This is a genomic window from Stenotrophomonas sp. TWI1151, assembly GCF_039673135.1.
GTDB lineage: Bacteria > Pseudomonadota > Gammaproteobacteria > Xanthomonadales > Xanthomonadaceae > Stenotrophomonas.
The window spans coordinates 18,863-38,464 of record NZ_JBDJLA010000010.1 but is presented as its reverse complement, the minus strand read 5'-3'; the positions used below and the strand labels follow the sequence as shown (position 1 = coordinate 38,464).

The window sequence follows — 19,602 nt, the reverse complement described above, 5'->3', positions numbered from 1 at the left end:
GTTGCGGTGGTGCGTTGCGTTGCAGTGGTGCGGGGGTGCAGGTGATGCAGCCGACCAACGGTCGGCTCTACCGCGGGCCGCGTCAGAACTCGCCGCGGAACCAGGTTTTGAGTTTCTTGAACATGCTGCCGGCGCGGCCGGTGGGCAGCGACGGGCGACGCGGGTGTTCGATCTGGCTGCCCATCAGCAGCAGGCCCACGCCGGTGGCATGCACCGGGTTGCCCACCACTTCGCCCAGCCCGGTGACGTGCTGCGGAATGCCCACGCGCACCGGCATCTGCAGCATTTCCTCGGCCAGTTCGACCACGCCTTCCATCTTCGAGGCACCGCCGGTAAGCACCATGCCGGCGCGCACCAGCTCCTCGAAACCGGAGCGGCGCAGTTCGGCCTGCACCATCTCGAAGATCTCTTCGTAACGGCCCTGCACTGCCTGGGCGAGTGCGTGGCGTGGCATCCGGCGCGGCGGACGATCGCCGACGCTGGGTACCTGGATGCTTTCCTCGGCGGTGGCCAGCTGGGCCAGGGCGCAGGCATAGCGCACCTTGATCTGCTCGGCTTCCGGCGTCGGCGTGCGCAGCATGTGCGCGATGTCGTTGGTGACGTGGTCGCCAGCGATCGGCAGCGAGGCGGTGTGGCAGATCGCGCCCTGCACGAACACGGCCAGGTCGGTGGTGCCGGCACCCATGTCGACCAGCACCACGCCCAGCTCGCGCTCGTCGGCGGTCAGCACGGCCACGCTGGAGGCCAGCGAAGAGAGCACCAGGTCATCGACCTGCAGGCCGCAGCGCTGCACGCACTTGGAGATGTTGGCCGCCGCCGACTGTGCACACACCACCAGGTGGGCATGCACTTCCAGGCGCACGCCGGTCATGCCGACCGGGTTGCGGATGCCTTCCTGCGAATCGTCCAGCACGTACTCGCGCGGGATCGCATGCAGGATCTTCTGGTCGGCCGGGATCGCCACCGCCTTGGCCGCATCCAGCACGCGATCCAGGTCGCCCCAGGTCACTTCGCCGTCGCGGATCGGCACGATGCCGGGCGAGTTCTTGCACTGCACGTGGTTGCCGGAGATCGAGGCATACACCGAGCGGATTTCGCACCCGGCCATCAGCTCGGCCTCTTCGACCGCACGCTGGATGGACTGCACGGTCGATTCGATATCCACCACCACGCCGCGCTTGAGACCGCGCGATTCGTGCGAGCCGATGCCGATGACCTCGATCGGATTGCCCGGCGAATACTCGCCGACCAGCGCCACCACCTTGGAGGTGCCGATATCCAGACCAACGATCAGTGATTTGTCACCCTTGCGATTCATGTCCTGTCCTGCGTCCTGTGCGCCACAGTGGCCGGCGTGGCCGGTGCGGCCGGAGCCGGGGTACCCCAGCTCAGCGTGAAACCATTGGTGTATCGGAGGTCGGCGCGCTCGATCGGCGCCGCCTGGTTGGCCAGCTGTGGCAGTACGCGCACGAACCGCTGCAGGCGCGAGCGGGCATCGTCGCGGCCCACCACCACTTCGGTGCCATTGCTCAGCACCAGCGACCAGCTGCCGCGTGCGTCCATGGTGACCCGCTTGACGTCCACCCCGGCCGGCGCGAACAGCGCGCGCGCATCGTTGTAGAGCGCCACGACTTCTTCAGTCTGGCTGTCCGGCCCGTCCAGGTCGGGCAGCTCCAGGTCCTGCAGCTTCTTCGGCGTGGCGAAGAGCTTGCCCTGCTCGGAAAGCAGGCGGTCGTGGCCCCAGCGCGCGAACGGCTTGTGCTCGACCAGGGTGATTTCCAGCACGTCCGGCCACTGCTTGCGGACCTGCGCGCTTTCCACCCACGGCAGTGTTTCGATGGCGTCCTGGGCATCCTGCAGCTTGACCGCGAAGAAGCCGGACTTCGCGTACGGCAACACGACCTGCTGCAGCTGTTCGGCCGGGACCCGCTTGAACTCACCGTGCACGCGCAGCTTGGCCAACGGCCACCGCTCGGCACCGACCCAGCCGTTGAGCACCGCCACTACGGGCAGTGCCACGACCGACAGGGCCAGCAACCAGACGAAGATGCGCAGCACCGCGTTCATGCGTGGCTGTGCTCCTGTGCTGCGTGACCCGGCAGGGTCTGTTCCAGCACGCGCCAGACCAGCTCTTCAAAGCCGATCCCGGCCTGGCTGGCCGATTTGGGCACCAGCGAATGGCTGGTCATGCCCGGCGCGGTGTTCACTTCCAACAGGTAGAAGCGGCCGCTGCTGCGGTCGCGCATCACGTCCACCCGGCCCCAGCCACGGCAACCGGCGGCGCGGAACGCGGCCAGTGCGAGGCGGCGGATCTCGATTTCATCCTCGCCCTCCAGGCCCGGGCACAGGTACTGGGTGTCCTCGGCGATGTACTTGGCGTTGTAGTCGTACCACTGGCCCTTGGGCACGATGCGGATCGACGGCAGCGCCTGGTCGCCCAGGATCGCCACGGTCAACTCATCACCGACCACCATCTGCTCCATCAGCAGCTGGCCGTCATAGCGCACCGCCAGCGCGACCGCCTCATCCAGCCCGGCCGCTTCCACCACGCGGCTGATGCCGACGCTGGAGCCTTCGTTGGCCGGCTTGACCACCACCGGCAGGCCGAGCTCGGCCGCGGCGGCGTGGACATCGGAGGCCTGGTCCAGCGCGATGAAGCGCGGGGTCGGCAGGCCGTGCGACAGCCACACCTGCTTGGTGCGGATCTTGTCCATGCTCAACGCCGAGCCCAGCACGTCCGAGCCGGTGTAGGGCACGCCGAAGGCTTCCATCAGGCCCTGCACGATGCCGTCCTCGCCACCGCCGTTATGGCCGTGGAGGATGTTGAACACGCGGTCGAAGCGCTTCTCGACCAGCGCCAGCGCCAGGGCTGGGATGCCGTCGACCGCGATCGCATCGACGCCGCGCGCGCGCAGCGCTTCGATCACGTTGCGGCCGGAATCCAGCGAGACGTTGCGCTCGCTGGAGGTGCCACCCAGCAGCACGGCGACGCGGCCGAACATGGCCGGGTCGGTGAGGCGCAGCGGCGGGAAGGTCAGCGCGTTCATGCCGCCGGGGTCTCCTGGAAACCTTCGCCGGCGATCTGCTGGGCGATGTAGCCGATGTCGCCGGCCCCCATCATCAGCAGCAGGTCACCGTCCTGCAGCACGTCAGGCAGCACGTGCGCCAGTTCGGCGGCGTTGCCGACCACGACCGGCTCGCTGCGGCCGCGCGCACGGATGGCGCGGGCCAGCGAACGCGAATCGGCCCCCGGGATCGGCGCTTCGCCGGCCGGGTACACCTCGCTCAGCACCAGCGCATCCACTTCGGACAGCACGGCGGCAAAGGCATCGAACTGATCGCGGGTACGGCTGTAACGGTGCGGCTGGAACGCCACGACCAGGCGCTGGCTCGGCCAGCCGCCGCGGGCAGCGGCGAACACGGCGGCCAGCTCACGCGGGTGGTGGCCGTAGTCGTCGATCACGCGGACCTTGGCGCCGGTGTGCGTGGTGACGATGCCCAGGTCATTGAAGCGGCGGCCGATGCCGGCAAAGCTCTCCAGCGCACGCGCGATCGCGTCCGGGGCCACGCCCAGCTGCCAGCCCACGGCCGCGGCGGCCAGCGCGTTGAGCACGTTGTGCGCGCCCGGCAGGGCCAGCGTCACCGGGTGGCTGCTGCCTTCCGGCAGGCGCAGGGTGAAATGCATGCGCGGGCCGTCCTGGACCACGTCCTCGGCGCGCACGTCGGCGTTGCTGCTCATGCCATAGCTCATGACATGGCGTGGCGTCTGCGCAGCCAATGCGGCCACTTCCGGATCGTCGATGCACAGCACCGCCAGCCCGTAGAACGGCAGGCGCTGCAGGAACTCGGCGAACGCGGCCTGGACGCGGGCGAAATCGTTGCCGTAGTTTTCCAGGTGGTCCGAATCGATGTTGGTGATCACCGAAACCAGCGGGTTCAGGCGCAGGAAGCTGCCATCGCTCTCGTCGGCTTCGGCCACCAGCCACTGGCCACCGCCGAGCTTGGCGTTGGCACCGGCGGCGAGCAGCTGGCCGCCGATCACGAAGGTCGGGTCCAGCCCGCCTTCGCTCAGCACCGCGGCGGTCAGGCTGGTGGTGGTGGTCTTGCCGTGCGTGCCGGCCACCGCGATGCCGCGGCGGAAGCGCATCAGTTCGGCCAGCATCGCCGCGCGCGGCATGATCGGAATGCGCTGGCTGCGTGCTTCCATCAACTCCGGGTTGTCATCGCGGATCGCGCTGGAGACGACCACGCAGTCGGTACCGAGCACATTGGCGGCCGAGTGGCCGCGCATCACGCGCGCACCCAGGCCGGCCAGGCGGCGGGTCGCGGCGTTGTCGGCATTGTCCGAGCCGGACACTTCATAGCCCAGCGTCAGCATCACTTCGGCGATGCCGCTCATGCCGGTGCCGCCGATGCCGACGAAGTGCACGCGCGGGAACGCGCGTACCAGGTCGTTGGTGTCGTGGAGGCGGCGGATCATGCGCGGCCTCGCGCCAGGCTGGCGCGCGTAGCGGTGTTCATTTGGATTCCTCGAGAATGATGTCGGCGATGCGCTCAGCGGCATCGACCTTGGCCAGGGCACGCGCGGCATTGGCCATCTGCATGCGTCGGGCGGAATTTTCGGACAAATCGCGCAACACGCCTTCCAGCTGCGTCGCCAGCGTTTCATCCTGCTTCAGCAACACAGCGGCGCCGCGCTCGACCAGATACTCCGCATTGCGGGTCTGGTGATCGTCGACGGCCGCGGCGAACGGCACCAGCACGCTGCCCACGCCGACCGCGCACAGCTCGGCCAGGGTGGAGGCGCCGGAGCGGCACACCACCAGATCGGCCCAGGCGAACGCCTCGGCCATATCGGCAATGAAGGGTTCCACGCTTGCCTGCACGCTGGCATCGGCATACGCCTGCAGCGCCTCGGCATGCAGCTTCTCGCCGCTCTGGTGGCGCACCTGCACCGGCAGGCCGGCGCCCAGCGCAGCCAGTGCCTTGGGCACCGCATTGTTGAGCACGCGTGCCCCCTGGCTGCCACCGAGGACCAGCAGGCGCAGCGGGCCCTGACGGTTGGCCAGGCGCAGCTCGGGCGGCGTGATCGCGGCGATCTCGGCGCGCACCGGGTTGCCGACCGCTTCCTCACGCTTGGCGAAGCTTCCCGGGAAACCGGCCAGCACGCGGCGCGCGAAGCGCGACAGCACGCGGTTGGTCATGCCCGGTGCGCGGTTCTGTTCGTGCACCAGCAACGGCAGGCCATGCAGGCGCGCGGCGATACCGCCGGGGCCGGAGGCGAAGCCACCGAAGGCGATCACCGCCCGCGGCTGGCGATCGCGGATCAGGAAGCCGGCCGCGCGGATCGCGCGCAGCAGCCGCAGCGGTGCGCCGATCAGGGCCAGCTTGCCCTTGCCGCGCAGGCCACCGATGGCGAGCGTATCGATGTGGATATCGTGCTGCGGCACCAGGCGCGTTTCCATCGCGCCATCGGCACCGAGCCAGGTGACCGGCACGCCGCGTTCGCGCAGCACCTTGGCCACGGCCAGGCCGGGGAAGATGTGCCCACCGGTACCGCCGGCCATGATCATGACCGGGCGCTGGGACGGATCGAGGCGAGGCGTGCTCATCCCATCCTCCCCAGCGTCGGTTCGATGCGTTGCTGCATGCGGCTGGTGCCACGGGTGGCGCTGTCGCGCGGTGCGGCATCGCGGTTGCCGCTGTCCTGCATCGCCGCGGCGACCGCGCTGGCGCTGTCGGCCTTGGGCACGTCGCCCGGCAGCGGGCCTTCCTGGTCGGCGCCCATGCGCACGGCCTGGCGGCGCTCGGCGCGGTCCAGTTCATAGGAGACGCGCAGCAGCAGGCCCATCGCCACGCAGGTCATCAGCACACTCGAGCCGCCCGAGGAAATCAGCGGCAGGGTCAGGCCCTTGGTCGGCAGGATGCCGAGGTTGACCCCGATCGAGACGAAGCTCTGCATGCTGATCCACAGGCCGATGCCGAAGGCGATGTAGCCGGAGAAGTGGCGCTTCATTTCCACGCAGCGCATGCCCAGCCAGAAGGTGCGGCCGACCAGCAGCGCATACAGCGAAATGATCAGGCAGGTGCCAAGGAAGCCCAGCTCCTCGGCGGTGACCGAGAAGATGAAATCGGTATGCGCTTCGGGCAGGTAATAGAGCTTCTGCACCGAGTTGCCCAGGCCCACGCCGGTCCACTCGCCACGGCCCACGGCCATCAGCGCGTTGGACAGCTGGTAACCGTCGCCCTGCTGATCGGCCCACGGGTCCAGGAAGGAGGTGATGCGGCGCATGCGGTACGGTTCGATGATCGCCAGCGCGCTCATGCCGACCATGCCGATGATCACCGGCATGGACATGCGCGGCATGTTGACCCCGCCCAGCACCAGCATGCCGGCGGTGATCGCCAGCAGCAGCGTGGACGAGCCGAAGTCCGGCTGCAGCAGCAACAGCACCACCAGCGCGCCGGCCACGCCCAGCGGCTTGAGCATTGCCGGCCAGGTGGCGTTGACCTCATCGCGGAAGCGGACCAGGTAGCTGGACAGCCACACGATGTAGAGCACCTTCACCGCTTCGACGGTCTGGAACTTGGAAATACCCAGGTTGATCCAGCGGCGGGCACCGTTGACGCTGCTGCCCAGGCCTGGGATGAACACCACCACCAGCAGCGCGAAGCAGCCCAGCAGCAGGATCTGGTTGTACTGCTCGATGCTCTTGAGCTCGGTGCGCATAGCGATGATTGCCAGGCCGATACCCACCGCCAGGAAGATCAGGTGGCGGTTGAGGTAATAGAACGGGCTGCTCATCAGCGCGATCGAGCTCGACGCGACCATCACCACGCCCAGCCCGGTGAGCGCGATGATCGCGCCCAGCAGCCACTTGTCGAAGTGGCCTCCGATGGCTTCAAGGCGGGTTGCCTGGCGCGACAGGTCGTTCATCAGCGGACCTTCAACGTGGCCAGGCCGATCAGCACCAGCACGACCGAGATGATCCAGAAGCGCACGATCACGCGCGGCTCCGGCCAGCCCTTCAGTTCGAAGTGGTGGTGGATCGGTGCCATGCGGAATACGCGCTTGCCGGTCAGCTTGAACGAGGCGACCTGGATCATCACCGACAGCGTCTCGATCACGAACACGCCGCCCATCACCACCAGCACCAGCTCCTGGCGGGTGATCACCGCGATCGTGCCCAGCACCGCACCCAGCGCCAGCGCGCCGATGTCGCCCATGAAGACCATGGCCGGATAGGTGTTGAACCAGAGGAAGCCCAGGCCTGCGCCGGCGATCGCCGCGCAGATGATGACCAGCTCACCAGCGCCCGGAATCTGCGGGATCTGCAGGTAGCTGGAGAACACCACGTTGCCCGAGGCATAGGCGAACACGCCCAGGGCGCAGGCGACCAGCACCGTCGGCATGATCGCCAACCCGTCCAGGCCGTCGGTCAGGTTGACCGCGTTGGAGAATCCGACGATCCAGAAATACGCGATGGCCACGAAGCTGATGCCGGCCAGCGGCAGCGCGATCGATTTGAACATCGGGATGTAGAACGTCATCGCCGCCGGCACATCGGCGGTGTAGAACAGGAACAGACCGGCCGCCAGACCGAAGATCGACTGCAGCAGGTATTTCCAGCGCGACTTCAGGCCGTTCGGGTCGCGGCGGACGATCTTGATCCAGTCGTCGTACCAGCCGATCGCGCCAAAGCACAGCATCACCGCCAGCACCAGCCAGACGTAACGGTTGCGCAGGTCGGCCCACAGCAGCACCGACAGCGTGATCGTCAGCAGGATCAGCGAGCCGCCCATGGTCGGCGTGCCGGCCTTGGCGAAATGGGTCTGCGGACCATCCGTACGGATCGGCTGGCCGCCCTTGAACTGGGCCAGCTTGCGGATCATCGCCGGGCCGAGCCACAGCGACAGGAACAGGGCGGTCAGCGCCGCGAGGATGCCGCGCAGGGTCAGGTAGCCGAACAGCCCGAACAGGCTCTCCAACTGCTGCAGCCATCGGGCCAGTTCAAGCAACATTGGGGGTTTCCTCTCCTTGCGCGAGCAGCGCTTTGACGATCGTGTCCATGGCGCTGCCACGCGAGCCCTTGACCAGGCAGCGCACGCCGGCATGCAGTTCGGTGGCGAGCGCGGCGGCCAGGGCCTGGTGACTCTGGAACTGTTGGCCGCCTTCACCGAAGGCGGTCGAGGCGGCGGCGCTCAGCGGGCCGAGCGTGTACAGCCGCTTCAGGCCGGCATCGCAGGCGCGGCGGCCAGCCTGGGCATGCAGCGCCTCGCCGTCCGGGCCGAGCTCGCGCATGTCGCCCAGTACCAGCCAGCCCTCGTCCTTCGAGGCAGCCAGGGCATCGATGGCGGCGGCGAGCGAACCCGGGTTGGCGTTGTAACTGTCATCGATCAGCACCGCGCCGCTGGGCAGCTGGTGCGCGATCTGGCGGCCCGGCACCGGCTCGGCGCGGGCCAGGCCGGCAGCGATCTGCGCCACCGCAATGCCCGCGGCCAGCGCCAGCGAGGCGGCGGCCAGCGCATTGCTGATGTTGTGCCGGCCCGGCAGGCCCAGCGTGATCTCGGCGTCGCCCGCGGGCGTGGACAGCACGAACTGGCTGCCCTGCGCGGCCGGGCGGATCGCACGCGCGGTGACATCGGCGGTGTGCTCCAGGCCGTAGCGCAGCACGCGGCAACGCGGCGGCTGGCCGACGATGTGCTGTTCGAACCAGATCCCGAAGGCGTCATCGGCATTGATCACGGCCACGCCATCGGACGGCAGCGCCGCGTAGATCGCGCCCTTGGTGGTGGCCACGCCCTGCAGGCTGCCCATGCGTTCCAGATGCGCCGGGGCGATGTTGTTCACCAGCGCGTAGTGCGGGCGCACGATCTCGGTGAGGTAGGCGATGTCGCCCGGCTTGCCGGCGCCCATCTCGTAGACGGCGTAGTCGGCATCTTCCGGCGCATCGAGCACTGCCAGCGGCAGGCCGATCTCGTTGTTGCGGTTGCCGGGGTTGGCGTAGACCACCTTGCGGTCGTCACGTGCCACCTGTTCCAGGATCGCCAGCAGCAGGCTCTTGACGCTGGTCTTGCCGTTGCTGCCGGTGATGGCGAAGACCGCGGTGTCGCGGTCACGCTGCATGCCGGCGGCGATGCGGCCCAGGGCGTGTTCGCTGTCGGCGACCACGATCTGCGGCAGGGCGACATCAAGCAGGCGTTCGACCAGCATCGCCGAGGCACCGCGTGCCAGCGCGTCGGCCGCGAAGTCATGGCCATCGAAACGCTCGCCCCGCAGCGCCACATACAGGCTGCCGGGCGCGAGCGTACGGGTGTCATTGCTGATGGCATCGATGGCGGTGTCTTCGCCATGGATCTCGCCACCGGCCCAGTGGGCGATCAGCGACAGCGGGGTGCGCTTCATGTAGTCACCCCCGCGCGCGCGGCCAGCACACGGCCGGCCACCTCGGTGTCATCGAAGGCGTGCTGGACCCCGTGGATCTCCTGATAGGGCTCGTGGCCCTTGCCGGCGATCAGCACGATATCGCCCGCGCCGGCCTGGCCGATCGCGGTGGCAATCGCGGCGGCGCGGTCGCGCTGCACAGTGACGGCAGCGGGTGCGTCAAATCCCTTGAGGATGTCGGCCACGATCACGTCGCCGTCTTCGCCGCGTGGATTGTCGTCGGTGACGATCACCACGTCGGCATGTTGCTCCGCGATGGCGGCCATCTGCGGGCGCTTGCCGGTATCGCGCTCGCCGCCGCAGCCGAACACGCAGATCAGGCGCCCGGCCAGATGGCCCTGCACGCTGGTCAGTGCCTGTTCCAGCGCATCCGGGGTGTGCGCGTAATCGACCACGACGGTGGGCAGGCCACCCTCGCCGCCCAGGCGGTTCATGCGCCCGGCGATCGGCTGCAGCTGCGAGAGCAGCGCGGCGATCGCGGCCGGGGCGTGATCCAGCGCATGCAGCGCACCGGCCACGGCCAGCAGGTTGTCCACGTTGAAGCGGCCGAGCAGCGGCGACTGCACCGGATGGCGCTGACCGTCCACGACCAGATCGAAGGCGATGCCGCGACCGTCCAGGGTGAGCGAATCAGCGCGTACGGTGGCCTGCGCGGCACCGCGCGAGCTCACGCCGATCGGGCGGACGCTCTCACCGACAGTGCGCAGCAGTTCGCTGCCGAAGCTGTCATCGAGGTTGACCACGGCGGCCTTGAGCCCGTCGCGGTGGAACAGCCTGGCCTTGGCCGCGCCGTACTGCGCCATGTCGCCGTGATAGTCGAGATGGTCGCGGGTGAGATTGGTGAACACCGCCACGTCGTAATGCACGGCATCCACGCGGCCCTGATCAAGCGCGTGCGAGCTGACTTCCATCGCCACGGCCTGGGCACCCCCGTCGCGCAGCTGCGCCAGCACCTCATGCATCTGCAGCACCAGCGGCGTGGTGAAGCCGGTCGGCACCACGTCGCCATACAGTCCGACGCCCAACGTGCCGATACTGCCGCTGCGGGTGCCGAGCAGGTGCCAGGCCTGGGCCAGCAACTGCACGGTGGACGTTTTACCGTTGGTGCCGGTCACGCCGACCATCGTCATCGCGCGCGAGGGGTGGCCGTGGAACTGATCGGCCATCGCGCCCATGCGGTGGCGCAGGCCCGGCACGGCAATCGCATCGGCCGGGGCCGGCAGCTCGGCCGGGGCCGGCGGGTCGAACAGGATCGCCCCGGCGCCATTGGCGCGGGCCTGATCGACAAAGCCCAGCCCGTGCGCGCCGAAGCCGGCGATCGCCACGAAGGCATTGCCCGGGCGCACCGCGCGGCTGTCCAGCACCAGGCCGGTGATGGTCGGGTCGTGGCTCAGCACCACATCGGGAAGCAACTGCGACAGCAACATCATCTGGCTCATTGCGTGCCTCCCTGCGCGGGCGGCACTGTGGCGTGCGCGCTGGGCAGCGCGGCATCGAATTCTGCGGCGGCATCGGGCGCGATCACCGTTTCCGGCGGCGGCATCGGCAGCACCGAGGCCGAGTGGCCCATCTTTCCGGACTGCTGGGCGGCCAGCCACGACTCGATGTCATCCGGCGGCACGTCCATCAGGCGCAGCGCGCCTTCCATGACGTTGTGGAACACCGGTGCGGAGACCAGGCCGCCGTAATACTTGCCGCCCTGCGGGTCGTTGATGACGATCACCGTGGCGAAGCGCGGGTTGGTGGCGGGCACCACGCCGGCGAACAGCGCGTTGTAATGGCCACGCTCGTAACCGCCGGGGCCGGCCTTGCGGGCGGTGCCGGTCTTGCCGGCCACGTGGTAACCCAGCACCGCCGCCTGCTTGGCGCCGCCCTGGGTGACCACGGTTTCCATCATCGCCACGACTTCCTTGGCGATCTTCTCGTCGATGATCTGCTTGCCTTCGTTGCGCTGGCCCTTGACGAAGGTCGGCGCGATCAGCTTGCCGCCGTTGCCCAGCGCCGAGTAGGCGGTCGCGATCTGCAGCGGGCTGACATTCAGGCCGTAGCCATAGGACATGGTGGTCTTGGACGGACCACTCCAGCGCGCCGGGCGCGGCAGCACGCCGGCCGATTCGCCCGGGAAGCCGCTGTGCGGGGCGACGCCATAACCGAAGCTGTGAATGTGGTCGTAGAAGACCTGGTCCGGCATCTTGGCGGCGATCTTGGCCGCGCCGATGTTCGAGCTGCGGGTGATCACGCCGGTGACGTTGAGCACGCCATTGTTCCGCGGCACGTCCTTGATCGTGTAGCGGCCCAGCGCCATGTAGCCCGGGTTGGTGTCCACCGTGGTGTCTTTGGTGACCACGCCGGACTGCAGCGCCGAGGCGATGGTCAGCGGCTTCATGGTCGAACCCGGCTCGACCAGATCGGTCACCGCGCGGTTGCGGCGGGTGTCCGGCGCAGCGCCACCCACGGCATTGGGGTTGTAGGTCGGCAGGTTGACCATGGCCAGGATCTCGCCGGTGGCCACATCCATGATCACCATCGAGCCGCCCGCGGCCTTGTTTTCGATCAGCGCGTTGCGCAGCTCCTTGAAGGCCAGGAACTGGATGCGGCGGTCGATGCTGAGAGTGAGGTCCTTGCCCGGCTCGGCGGCACGCAGCAGATCGCTCTCCACCGTGTCGCCCTTGCGGTTGCGGATCACACGCTTGGCGCCGGCCTTGCCGCGCAGCCATTCGTCGAAGGCCAGCTCCAGCCCTTCCTGGCCGCGGTCGTCGATGTTGGTGAAGCCGAGCACGTGCGCCATCGCCTCACCCTGCGGGTAGAAGCGGCGGAACTCGCGCTGCGAGGCCACGCCCGGGATCTTCATCGCGACCACTTTTTCCGCGTCGTCCGGATTGATCCGGCGGCGCAGATACATGAATTCTTTATCGGCCTTCTGCGAAAGCTTGGAGGTCAGCTCATCCAGCGGCATGCCCAGCGCGGTCGCCAGCTCGGGGATACGGTCGGGCGAGCGCAGCAGTTCCTGCGGGTTGACCCAGATCGAGGCGACCGGGGTGGACACCGCGACCGGCTCGCCATTGCGGTCGGTGATCATGCCGCGCGAGGTGTTGATCGGCAGTTCGCGCAGGTAACGAGCTTCGCCCTGGCGCTGGTAGAACTCGCTGTTGATGATCTGCACGTAGGCGGCGCGGCCGACCAGCGAGACCGAGCACAGGCCCAGCGCCAGCCCCACCCACTTCAGGCGCTGGCGGAGGTTGAAGCTGTTGCGCGCACGGTTGCGGCCGGACTTGTTCATGGCCGGATCACCACGACATCGGCCGCTTCGGGGAACTTCATGCCCAGGCGCTCGCGGGCGACGCGGTCGACCCGGGTCGCCTCGGCCAGGGTGGCCTGCTCAAGCTGCAGGCGACCGAACTCGATGTTGATCTCATCGCGCGCACGCTCGACCCGGGACAGCTCCACGAAGGTCTGGCGGTGGCGATGGCGCATGAACACCACACCGATCGCCGAGGCGACGGTGCAGGCCAGCAGCACGATCAACAGCAGGCGGCTCATCCGGCCACCTCACGCTTTTCGGCGACGCGCAGCACGGCACTGCGCGAGCGCGGATTGACCGCCAGCTCGTCGTCTTCGGCCTTGATGGCGCCACCGTGCAGGTCCAGCGTCGGCACGAAGGCAGCCAGCTCGGGCAACCGGCGGTTGCTCGGCGGTGCCTTGGCGTAGCGGTTCATGAACTGTTTGACGATGCGGTCTTCCAGCGAATGGAAGCTGATCACCGCCAGCCGGCCACCGGGCTTGAGCCGCGCCATCGCCGCCTCCAGGCCCGCCTCGAGGTCGGCCAGTTCGCGGTTGATATGGATGCGGATCGCCTGGAAGCTGCGCGTGGCCGGGTGGATCTTGTCCTTGCCACGCGGCATCACCGAGGCGATCACCTCCGCCAGCTCGGCGGTGCGGGTGAAGGGTTGCTTGTCGCGGCGGGCGACGATGGCCTTGGCGATGCGGCGGCCCTGGCGTTCTTCGCCGTAGGTCCACAGCACGTCCATCAACTCGCGCTCTTCAACGCGGTTGAGCCACTGCGCCGCACTTTCACCGCTATCCGGGTCCATGCGCATGTCCAGCGGGCCGTCCTTGCCGAAGCTGAAACCGCGCTCGGCGACATCCAGCTGGGGCGAGGACACGCCCAGGTCGAACAGCACGCCATCCAGGCCCTGCGCGGTGGCATCCCAGTGCAGCAGATCAGCAAAGCTGCCACGGAAGATCGAGACGCGCGGGTCCGGCGCGAAATCACGCTCGGCTACCGCAATCGCCTCCGGATCCTTGTCCATGACCAGCAGTCGGCCTCCCGGACCGAGTTGCTCGAGCACGCCCCTGGCGTGACCGCCACGACCGAACGTGCCATCGAGATACACGCCGTTTTCGATCACCTTCAGGCCATCCAGGACCTGCGTGTACAGGACCGGCAGGTGGCCTGCCGGCGACTGCGACACCGGAAGGTGACCGGCCTGCGCTGCTCCGCGCATCCGGGCACCCCGGCTCACAACTTCAGGTCGAGCAACCCATCGCCGAGATCCTCGTCAGACAACGTCTGCTGGATCAACGCGCGATGAGCCTGCTCGCTCCACAATTCGAATTTGTCGCCCATACCGAGCAGCACCGCCTTCTTTTCAATGCCAACGGCACCACGGTGGCTGGCGGGAATACTGATGCGGCCGTTGCCGTCCAGCTCCAGATGCGCGGCCGAACCGACCAGCTTCTGTTGCAGGAGGCGCACGACGCGCTGTGTGTTGGGCTTGGACATGACGTCATCACGGACGCGTTCCCATTCCTGTTCGGCGTACAGCCACAGACAGCCGGACTCGAACGGGTTGTAGGTCAGGACCAGACGGTTGTTGCTCACACGCGCGACAAGGTCGCGATGCGCGGTCGGAACCGCCATGCGCCCTTTGTCGTCAACAGTGATGGCCGTCTCGCCTTGAAACACGACGTTTTCACCTTTCCTTCGCCTGGTGAAACATTGAACCACGAAAAACCACAAAAAACCCGGTTTCCCCTCTGATGCCCACCTTAGCAGTGCCGATTGGGTTGTCAACAACTTTGCGAAGGGGAAATCACTTTGAACATCAAGGGCTTGCAGCAATGTTTAGAGACTTGTTCAAGGCTTATCCACAAGTTGCTGTTTCGTCTCATTTTTTGAGATTTCGCCGAAGTTCAGGCCTGTGGAGGCCGCGTGAAACATCGCCCCGTATTCAGTCCTGACCCGGCCGCCATCGCCTCCGCCCTGCGCAGAACCGGCACAATGTGAGGCATGTGTCTGCTCGCCCTTGCCTGGAAAACCCACCCCCGCTGGCAGTTGGTGATGGTCGGTAACCGCGATGAGTTCCACGCGCGGCCGACCGCCGCCCTGGCCCGGTGGCCCCCTCCGGATGACGGGGTGGCCGCAGGCCGCGACCTGCGCTCGGGCGGGACCTGGGCCGGGATCGGTGCGGACGGACGGATGGCGGTGGTGACCAACGTGCGCGACCCGCTGGCCCGGCAGACCGGCCCCTCACGCGGGGCCCTGGTAGCCGACTACCTGCGTGACACCGCCCCGGCCGCCCGCTTCGCCGATGGGCTGACCGCCCGCGCCGCCGACTTCGCCCCGTTCAACCTGCTGCTGGCCGATCGCAACAGCTGCCAGTTCCTGGGCAACCACCCGGCGGGCCGGCAGGCGTTGGCGCCCGGCGTCCATGGCATGTCCAACGGGCCGCTGGATGCCCCGTGGCCCAAGACGGAGCGCTTGAACGCCGCCCTGCAGGGCTGGATCACCAGCGGCAGCGACGACCTGGGCCCGCTGTGGGCGGCGCTGGCCGATGAAACCCGGGCCGACGACAGCGCCCTGCCCGACACCGGCATCGGCCTCGAACGCGAGCGCTGGCTGAGCGCAGCGTTCATCCGCAGCCCGGAGTACGGCACCCGCGCCAGCACGCTGATCGCGCTGGATGCCGACGGCCAGGGTTTCATCCACGAGCGCCGGTTCGGGCCGGACGGCAGCTGCATCGGCGATACGCGGCTGGCGGTTACGGCGCCGGCTGCGGGGATATGACGCGACGAGCCCGTTTTCGCCGGTGTGCGACGGGGCACTTCAGCCGCGATTGAAGGTGTTCACCGAAGTTTAACGCGTTGCGCCGCAACGGATTTCAGGCCATGACGCCGGGCTGGACCCGGGCGGGCGCCGGCCACGGCCGGCGCCGGCATCGGCCGTGGCTTGACCCCGGACACCCCGCGACGAGGATGAGGCGGACGGCACCTTCGCCGCGCCCTCTTCGGACCCGAGACCTGCATGCGACGCATCCTCTTTCTATTGGCCAGCCATCTGCTGGTCCTTGGCGTGGGCTTCGGCCTGGGCGTGTACTTCCTGCCGATCCTGACCGCCCCCGACGATCCGCCGGTGCAACAGGTACAGGACGCGATGGGACAGGCCCGCTACCACGCCACCTTCCACCGCGACCAGAAAGGCAGCGACGCGCTGCACTGGGCCGACGGCGCACTGAGCGTGAGCGCCACCCAGGTCGCGTTCACCGGCAAGATCGCCCCGGGGCCCGACTACAAGGTGTATCTGACCCGCGAGTTCGTCGATACCAAGGCCGGCTTTGAACGGATCAAGACCGATGCCGTGCGGATCGGCGAGGTGAAGACCTTCAACCGATTCCTGGTCGATGTGCCACCGGGCGTGGATGTCGAGGAATTCACCACCGTGGTGGTGTGGTGCGAACGCTTCGCGCAGTTCATCTCGGCCGGGCAGTATCGAACACCGGGGTGATCGCCCGCCCTCCGCATGCCGGGATGTGGGACAATGCGCGCGGCGGAGTCGGCCAGACAGTCGCGTCATCCCTTGCGGATGCCGAGGAAAGTCCGGGCTCCATAGGGCAAGGTGCCAGGTAACGCCTGGGCGGCGCAAGCCGACGGAAAGTGCAACAGAAAGATACCGCCTACGTTTCCTTCGGGAAGCCGGTAAGGGTGAAATGGTGCGGTAAGAGCGCACCGCGAGTCTGGCAACAGACCGGCACGGCAAACCCCACCTGGAGCAAGACCAAATAGGGACCTAATGGCGTGGCCCGCGTCGGGTCCGGGTAGGTTGCTTGAGCGCTGCGGTGACGTAGCGCCTAGAGGAATGACTGTCCACGACAAAACCCGGCTTATCGGCCGGCTCCGCCGCTTTTTTCGTCATGACGAAAAAATCCCCAAGGTTTGCAGCGCAAACCTTGGCCCCCGGGCCACCAGCGCCCAATTCCCCGCGGCTGTACGCCCGCCGTCCTGGCGGGCGCCCTCCGGGCCGTTGCGATTCAACGTTAGGAATCGCTCCTGCGATTCCTTTCGCCGCGCCCCCTTTACTAAAGGGGGCTGTGCCTCCAGACGGTTGGCGTGGGCCGGCATTCAATCTGCACGCGCGGTAGAGCCACCCCATGGGTGGCTGCCTCACGTTCTGGCACCGCGTGCAGCCACCCATGGGGTGGCTCTACCTTCTCTGGCACCGCGTGCAGCCACCCGTGGGGTGGCGCGACCGGCCGATCAACCGCCGTACAGGGCTTTTCTGGGGGCACCGGTGAGTTCGGCGGCGAGCTTGGCTGCGGTGGACGGCGGGAGGTGTTCGCTGAGCTTGGCGTACATGCGGCGGCCGGCGGCCAACTGAGCCTCCTCATCGTCGGCCGCGCCCTGCACCATCACCACGAATTCGCCCTTGCGCTGGTTGTCGTCCGCCTCGACCTGCTGCAGCAGCGAGGCCAGATCACCATCCAGCACGGTCTCAAACAGCTTGGTCAGCTCACGCGCCAGCACCGCGGGCCGCTCGGGCCCGAACGCGGCGACCATGTCCGCCAGCGATTCGGTGATCCGGTGCGAGGATTCGTAGAACACCAGCGTGCGGGTTTCACCGGCCAGCGCATGGAGCCGCTCGCGGCGGCCGGAGGCCTTGGCCGGCAGGAAGCCCTCGAAGGTGAAGCGATCGCTGGGCAGGCCGGCCACGCTGAGCGCCGCGATCGCCGCACAGGCACCGGGAATCGGGCTGACCTTGATCCCGGCTTCCCGCGCGGCGCGCACCAGCCGGTAGCCCGGGTCGCTGACCAGCGGGGTACCGGCATCACTGACCAGTGCCAGCGACTCCCCGGCCAACAGGCGCGCCACGATCCGCTGCGACAACGCTTCTTCATTGTGGTCATGCAGCGCCACCAACGGCTGCTGGATGCCGAAGTGGGCCAGCAGCTGGCCGCTGCGGCGGGTGTCCTCGGCGCAGATCGCGGCCACCGAACGCAGCACGTCCTGCGCGCGCGGTGTCAGATCGGCGAGGTTGCCGATCGGGGTGGCAACGACATACAGCGTGGGGACAGCACTCATCAGCGGCTCTTCCGTGGTCAAGGGTAGAATCGTACCGTTCCCCGGCCACGGCCGCTGCCCCCATCGAATGGACCTGATCATGAACAAGCCCGTCGTACGGATCTCCGCCCTTTCGTTGTCGCTGATGCTGCTTGCCGGCTGCGCCACGACCAGCTTCACCAGTGCGCCGGATTCGCCGGCCCAGAGCCAGGCCCTGGCGCTGATCGAGCAGGGCAAGCCGCGCGATGCGGCGGTCCAGCTGGAAGCCCTGGCCAACACCCTGCGCGGCAGTGCCCGCAGCGCCGCCCTGGCCGATGCCGCCTTTGCCTGGCACGAAGCCGGCGATGCCACCCGCGCCCGCACGCTGCTGGCCCAGGTCACTGCGCGCCAGCTCAGCGGCGCCAGCCTCCAGCGCTACCAGCTGACCACGGCCGAACTCGCGCTGGCCGACAAGCAGCCGGCACAGGCGCTGGCCGCACTGAAAGAATCGGCCGACGCGGTCACCCCCTCGCTGCGTACCCGCTGGCAGTTGGCGCGCGCCAACGCACTGCAGGCCACCGGCGACAACCTCGGCGCCGCGCTTGAGCGCGCCCGTGCGCACGCCGCGCTCTCCGGTAAGGCGCGCAGCGACAACCAGCAGGCCATCGCCGGCCTGCTTGGCACGCTGGACGATGCCACCCTGCGCGCCCGCGCGGCGGCACTGCCGGCCAACGAGCCGCTGTACAACTTCGCCGGCCGTGCGCTGATCGCCCGTGGCCTGCCGCTGCCGCGTCCGTTCGATCGCGAAGGCGCCTCGCAGTTCGATACCAGCAAGCGCCCGCCGGCGATGAGCGATGGCTATCGTCCGCCCGTGAAGATGGCCGTGCTGCTGCCGCTCAGTGGCCGCCTGGCCACCGCCGCGCAGCCGGTCCGCGATGGCCTGCTCAGCGGTTACTACGGTGAAACCCGCCGCCGTCCGGACATCCAGTTCATCGACACCGCCGGTACCGCCGCCGGTGCCGTGGCCGCCTACGACAAGGCGGTGACCGCCGGTGCCGATTTCATCGTCGGCCCGCTCGGCCGCGATGAAGTGGATGCCGTGTTCGGCCGCCGCGAACTGCCGGTGCCGGTGCTGGCCCTGAACCGCGGCAAGGACACCCCGCCGGCGGGCAGCGCCGGTTTCTCGCTGGCCCCGGAAGACGACGGCATCATCGCCGCCGAGTACCTGCGCGGCCGCGAGCGCAGCAAGGTGCTGGTGATCCACAGCAATGATGACAACGGTCGCCGTGCCGCCGCCGCCTTCCGTGAGCGCTTCGCGCAGCGCGGTGGTCAGGTGGTGGCCACCATCGGCGTCAGCGACACGGTCGGCGACATTGGCGCGCAGGTGCGTGCGGCCGGCGCCATCGACGGTGTGTTGCTGGCAGTGAAGGCGCCGCAGGCGCGTGCACTGACCCCGCAGCTGGCGCTGGCGGGTGCCGGTGGCGCCAGCCGCGTCGGCACCTCGCAGCTGACCGTCGGTGCCGGCAAGCCGGAAGAAGACATGGCGCTGGACGGCATCGTCTATCCGAACGAAGCCTGGAACGTGCGTGGCGTGCCCGGCCTGCCGGCCGCCTCCACGGCCGGGCAGATCCTGCCCTCGGCGCGTGGTGCCTCCGGTCGCCTGTTCGCGTTCGGTTTCGATGCCTGGAAGATCAGCGCCTACCTGGACAAGGTCGCGACGGAAGGCGGCCTGGCCGGCGCCACCGGCACCCTGTTCCTGGACAGCAACGGCAACGTACTGCGGGTGCCGGCATGGTCGACCTTCAGCGGCGGCCGGCCGATGCCGATCGCCAGCAGCAACTGAG

The 19,602-nt window shown here is 68.2% G+C and carries 17 protein-coding genes and 1 other RNA gene; 4 read left to right on the top strand and 14 right to left on the bottom strand.

The features are described from left to right. Positions 1–82 precede the first annotated feature (82 nt). The 13 genes from ftsA to mraZ are packed head-to-tail and all read right to left on the bottom strand — an operon-like array spanning position 83 to position 14,411. Positions 83–1,318, bottom strand: coding sequence for a cell division protein FtsA (gene ftsA / locus ABE422_RS12820; RefSeq protein WP_017355446.1), 1,236 nt, complete (start codon positions 1,316–1,318; stop codon positions 83–85). Next, complete coding sequence (locus tag ABE422_RS12815) at positions 1,315–2,067, bottom strand: cell division protein FtsQ/DivIB (protein WP_313210222.1); 753 nt, start codon at positions 2,065–2,067, stop codon at positions 1,315–1,317. The genes ftsA and ABE422_RS12815 overlap by 4 nt, the downstream gene beginning before the upstream one ends. After that, positions 2,064–3,047, bottom strand: a complete 984-nt coding sequence (locus tag ABE422_RS12810; RefSeq protein WP_313210224.1) for a D-alanine--D-alanine ligase — start codon at positions 3,045–3,047, stop codon at positions 2,064–2,066. The genes ABE422_RS12815 and ABE422_RS12810 overlap by 4 nt, the downstream gene beginning before the upstream one ends. After that, positions 3,044–4,480, bottom strand: coding sequence for a UDP-N-acetylmuramate--L-alanine ligase (murC, locus tag ABE422_RS12805; protein ID WP_313210226.1), 1,437 nt, complete (start codon positions 4,478–4,480; stop codon positions 3,044–3,046). The genes ABE422_RS12810 and murC overlap by 4 nt, the downstream gene beginning before the upstream one ends. A 37-nt stretch (positions 4,481–4,517) precedes the next feature. After that, entirely contained in the window at positions 4,518–5,612 is a 1,095-nt protein-coding gene (murG, locus tag ABE422_RS12800; protein ID WP_346483107.1) for an undecaprenyldiphospho-muramoylpentapeptide beta-N-acetylglucosaminyltransferase, read from the bottom strand. Next, positions 5,609–6,937 (bottom strand): putative lipid II flippase FtsW, encoded by a 1,329-nt coding sequence (ftsW, locus tag ABE422_RS12795; RefSeq protein ID WP_070471723.1) that lies wholly within the window; start codon positions 6,935–6,937, stop codon positions 5,609–5,611. The genes murG and ftsW overlap by 4 nt, the downstream gene beginning before the upstream one ends. Then, complete coding sequence (mraY, locus tag ABE422_RS12790) at positions 6,937–8,022, bottom strand: phospho-N-acetylmuramoyl-pentapeptide-transferase (RefSeq protein ID WP_088433957.1); 1,086 nt, start codon at positions 8,020–8,022, stop codon at positions 6,937–6,939. The genes ftsW and mraY overlap by 1 nt, the downstream gene beginning before the upstream one ends. Beyond that, positions 8,012–9,406: a UDP-N-acetylmuramoyl-tripeptide--D-alanyl-D-alanine ligase gene (gene murF, locus ABE422_RS12785; RefSeq protein WP_346483106.1), complete on the bottom strand. Its 1,395-nt coding sequence runs from the start codon at positions 9,404–9,406 to the stop codon at positions 8,012–8,014. The genes mraY and murF overlap by 11 nt, the downstream gene beginning before the upstream one ends. Further along, on the bottom strand, positions 9,403–10,884 hold the full coding sequence (locus ABE422_RS12780; protein ID WP_313210235.1) for a UDP-N-acetylmuramoyl-L-alanyl-D-glutamate--2,6-diaminopimelate ligase: 1,482 nt from the start codon (positions 10,882–10,884) through the stop codon (positions 9,403–9,405). The genes murF and ABE422_RS12780 overlap by 4 nt, the downstream gene beginning before the upstream one ends. Next, positions 10,881–12,725 carry a penicillin-binding transpeptidase domain-containing protein gene (locus ABE422_RS12775; protein ID WP_121042695.1) on the bottom strand — a complete coding sequence of 615 codons (1,845 nt, stop codon included), beginning with the start codon at positions 12,723–12,725 and terminating at the stop codon, positions 10,881–10,883. The genes ABE422_RS12780 and ABE422_RS12775 overlap by 4 nt, the downstream gene beginning before the upstream one ends. Then, entirely contained in the window at positions 12,722–12,985 is a 264-nt protein-coding gene (gene ftsL / locus ABE422_RS12770; RefSeq protein ID WP_019182492.1) for a cell division protein FtsL, read from the bottom strand. The genes ABE422_RS12775 and ftsL overlap by 4 nt, the downstream gene beginning before the upstream one ends. After that, positions 12,982–13,950, bottom strand: coding sequence for a 16S rRNA (cytosine(1402)-N(4))-methyltransferase RsmH (gene rsmH / locus ABE422_RS12765; RefSeq protein ID WP_313219984.1), 969 nt, complete (start codon positions 13,948–13,950; stop codon positions 12,982–12,984). Before rsmH ends, ftsL begins: the two co-directional genes overlap by 4 nt. Before the next feature lie 14 nt (positions 13,951–13,964). Then, the gene (mraZ, locus tag ABE422_RS12760; RefSeq protein ID WP_019182494.1) at positions 13,965–14,411 is read right to left on the bottom strand and encodes a division/cell wall cluster transcriptional repressor MraZ; all 447 of its coding nucleotides are present in this window, start codon (positions 14,409–14,411) and stop codon (positions 13,965–13,967) included. 324 nt (positions 14,412–14,735) lie between these two features. On the opposite strand from mraZ, the gene ABE422_RS12755 reads away from it, so the two are divergent. The 3 genes from ABE422_RS12755 to rnpB all read left to right on the top strand — a co-directional run bounded on the left by ABE422_RS12755 (position 14,736) and on the right by rnpB (position 16,624). Continuing rightward, positions 14,736–15,512, top strand: coding sequence for an NRDE family protein (locus ABE422_RS12755; RefSeq protein ID WP_346483105.1), 777 nt, complete (start codon positions 14,736–14,738; stop codon positions 15,510–15,512). Between the two features lie 237 nt (positions 15,513–15,749). Next, the gene (locus tag ABE422_RS12750) at positions 15,750–16,229 is read left to right on the top strand and encodes a DM13 domain-containing protein (RefSeq protein ID WP_313210244.1); all 480 of its coding nucleotides are present in this window, start codon (positions 15,750–15,752) and stop codon (positions 16,227–16,229) included. A 44-nt stretch (positions 16,230–16,273) separates the two neighbouring features. Continuing rightward, positions 16,274–16,624, top strand: an RNA gene (gene rnpB, locus ABE422_RS12745) — RNase P RNA component class A. A 354-nt stretch (positions 16,625–16,978) separates the two neighbouring features. Here the strand turns inward: rnpB and rsmI are convergent. Next, entirely contained in the window at positions 16,979–17,800 is an 822-nt protein-coding gene (gene rsmI / locus ABE422_RS12740) for a 16S rRNA (cytidine(1402)-2'-O)-methyltransferase (protein WP_313219986.1), read from the bottom strand. Between the two features lie 79 nt (positions 17,801–17,879). Between rsmI and ABE422_RS12735 the strand changes: the two genes are divergently transcribed. After that, positions 17,880–19,601: a penicillin-binding protein activator gene (locus ABE422_RS12735; protein WP_313210249.1), complete on the top strand. Its 1,722-nt coding sequence runs from the start codon at positions 17,880–17,882 to the stop codon at positions 19,599–19,601. Position 19,602 lies beyond the last annotated feature (1 nt).

What these genes read in the sequence shown, in the direction of transcription:
- ftsA (WP_017355446.1), bottom strand. Translation starts at nt 1,318, where the DNA reads ATGAATCGCAAGGGTGACAAATCACTGATCGTTGGTCTGGATATCGGC.
- rsmI (WP_313219986.1), bottom strand. Translation starts at nt 17,800, where the DNA reads ATGAGTGCTGTCCCCACGCTGTATGTCGTTGCCACCCCGATCGGCAAC.
- ftsW (WP_070471723.1), bottom strand. Translation starts at nt 6,937, where the DNA reads ATGAACGACCTGTCGCGCCAGGCAACCCGCCTTGAAGCCATCGGAGGC.
- mraY (WP_088433957.1), bottom strand. Translation starts at nt 8,022, where the DNA reads ATGTTGCTTGAACTGGCCCGATGGCTGCAGCAGTTGGAGAGCCTGTTC.
- murC (WP_313210226.1), bottom strand. Translation starts at nt 4,480, where the DNA reads ATGATCCGCCGCCTCCACGACACCAACGACCTGGTACGCGCGTTCCCG.
- ABE422_RS12755 (WP_346483105.1), top strand. Translation starts at nt 14,736, where the DNA reads ATGTGTCTGCTCGCCCTTGCCTGGAAAACCCACCCCCGCTGGCAGTTG.
- ftsL (WP_019182492.1), bottom strand. Translation starts at nt 12,985, where the DNA reads ATGAGCCGCCTGCTGTTGATCGTGCTGCTGGCCTGCACCGTCGCCTCG.
- ABE422_RS12750 (WP_313210244.1), top strand. Translation starts at nt 15,750, where the DNA reads ATGCGACGCATCCTCTTTCTATTGGCCAGCCATCTGCTGGTCCTTGGC.
- rsmH (WP_313219984.1), bottom strand. Translation starts at nt 13,950, where the DNA reads ATGCGCGGAGCAGCGCAGGCCGGTCACCTTCCGGTGTCGCAGTCGCCG.
- ABE422_RS12810 (WP_313210224.1), bottom strand. Translation starts at nt 3,047, where the DNA reads ATGAACGCGCTGACCTTCCCGCCGCTGCGCCTCACCGACCCGGCCATG.
- murG (WP_346483107.1), bottom strand. Translation starts at nt 5,612, where the DNA reads ATGAGCACGCCTCGCCTCGATCCGTCCCAGCGCCCGGTCATGATCATG.
- ABE422_RS12735 (WP_313210249.1), top strand. Translation starts at nt 17,880, where the DNA reads ATGAACAAGCCCGTCGTACGGATCTCCGCCCTTTCGTTGTCGCTGATG.
- ABE422_RS12775 (WP_121042695.1), bottom strand. Translation starts at nt 12,725, where the DNA reads ATGAACAAGTCCGGCCGCAACCGTGCGCGCAACAGCTTCAACCTCCGC.
- murF (WP_346483106.1), bottom strand. Translation starts at nt 9,406, where the DNA reads ATGAAGCGCACCCCGCTGTCGCTGATCGCCCACTGGGCCGGTGGCGAG.
- ABE422_RS12780 (WP_313210235.1), bottom strand. Translation starts at nt 10,884, where the DNA reads ATGAGCCAGATGATGTTGCTGTCGCAGTTGCTTCCCGATGTGGTGCTG.
- ABE422_RS12815 (WP_313210222.1), bottom strand. Translation starts at nt 2,067, where the DNA reads ATGAACGCGGTGCTGCGCATCTTCGTCTGGTTGCTGGCCCTGTCGGTC.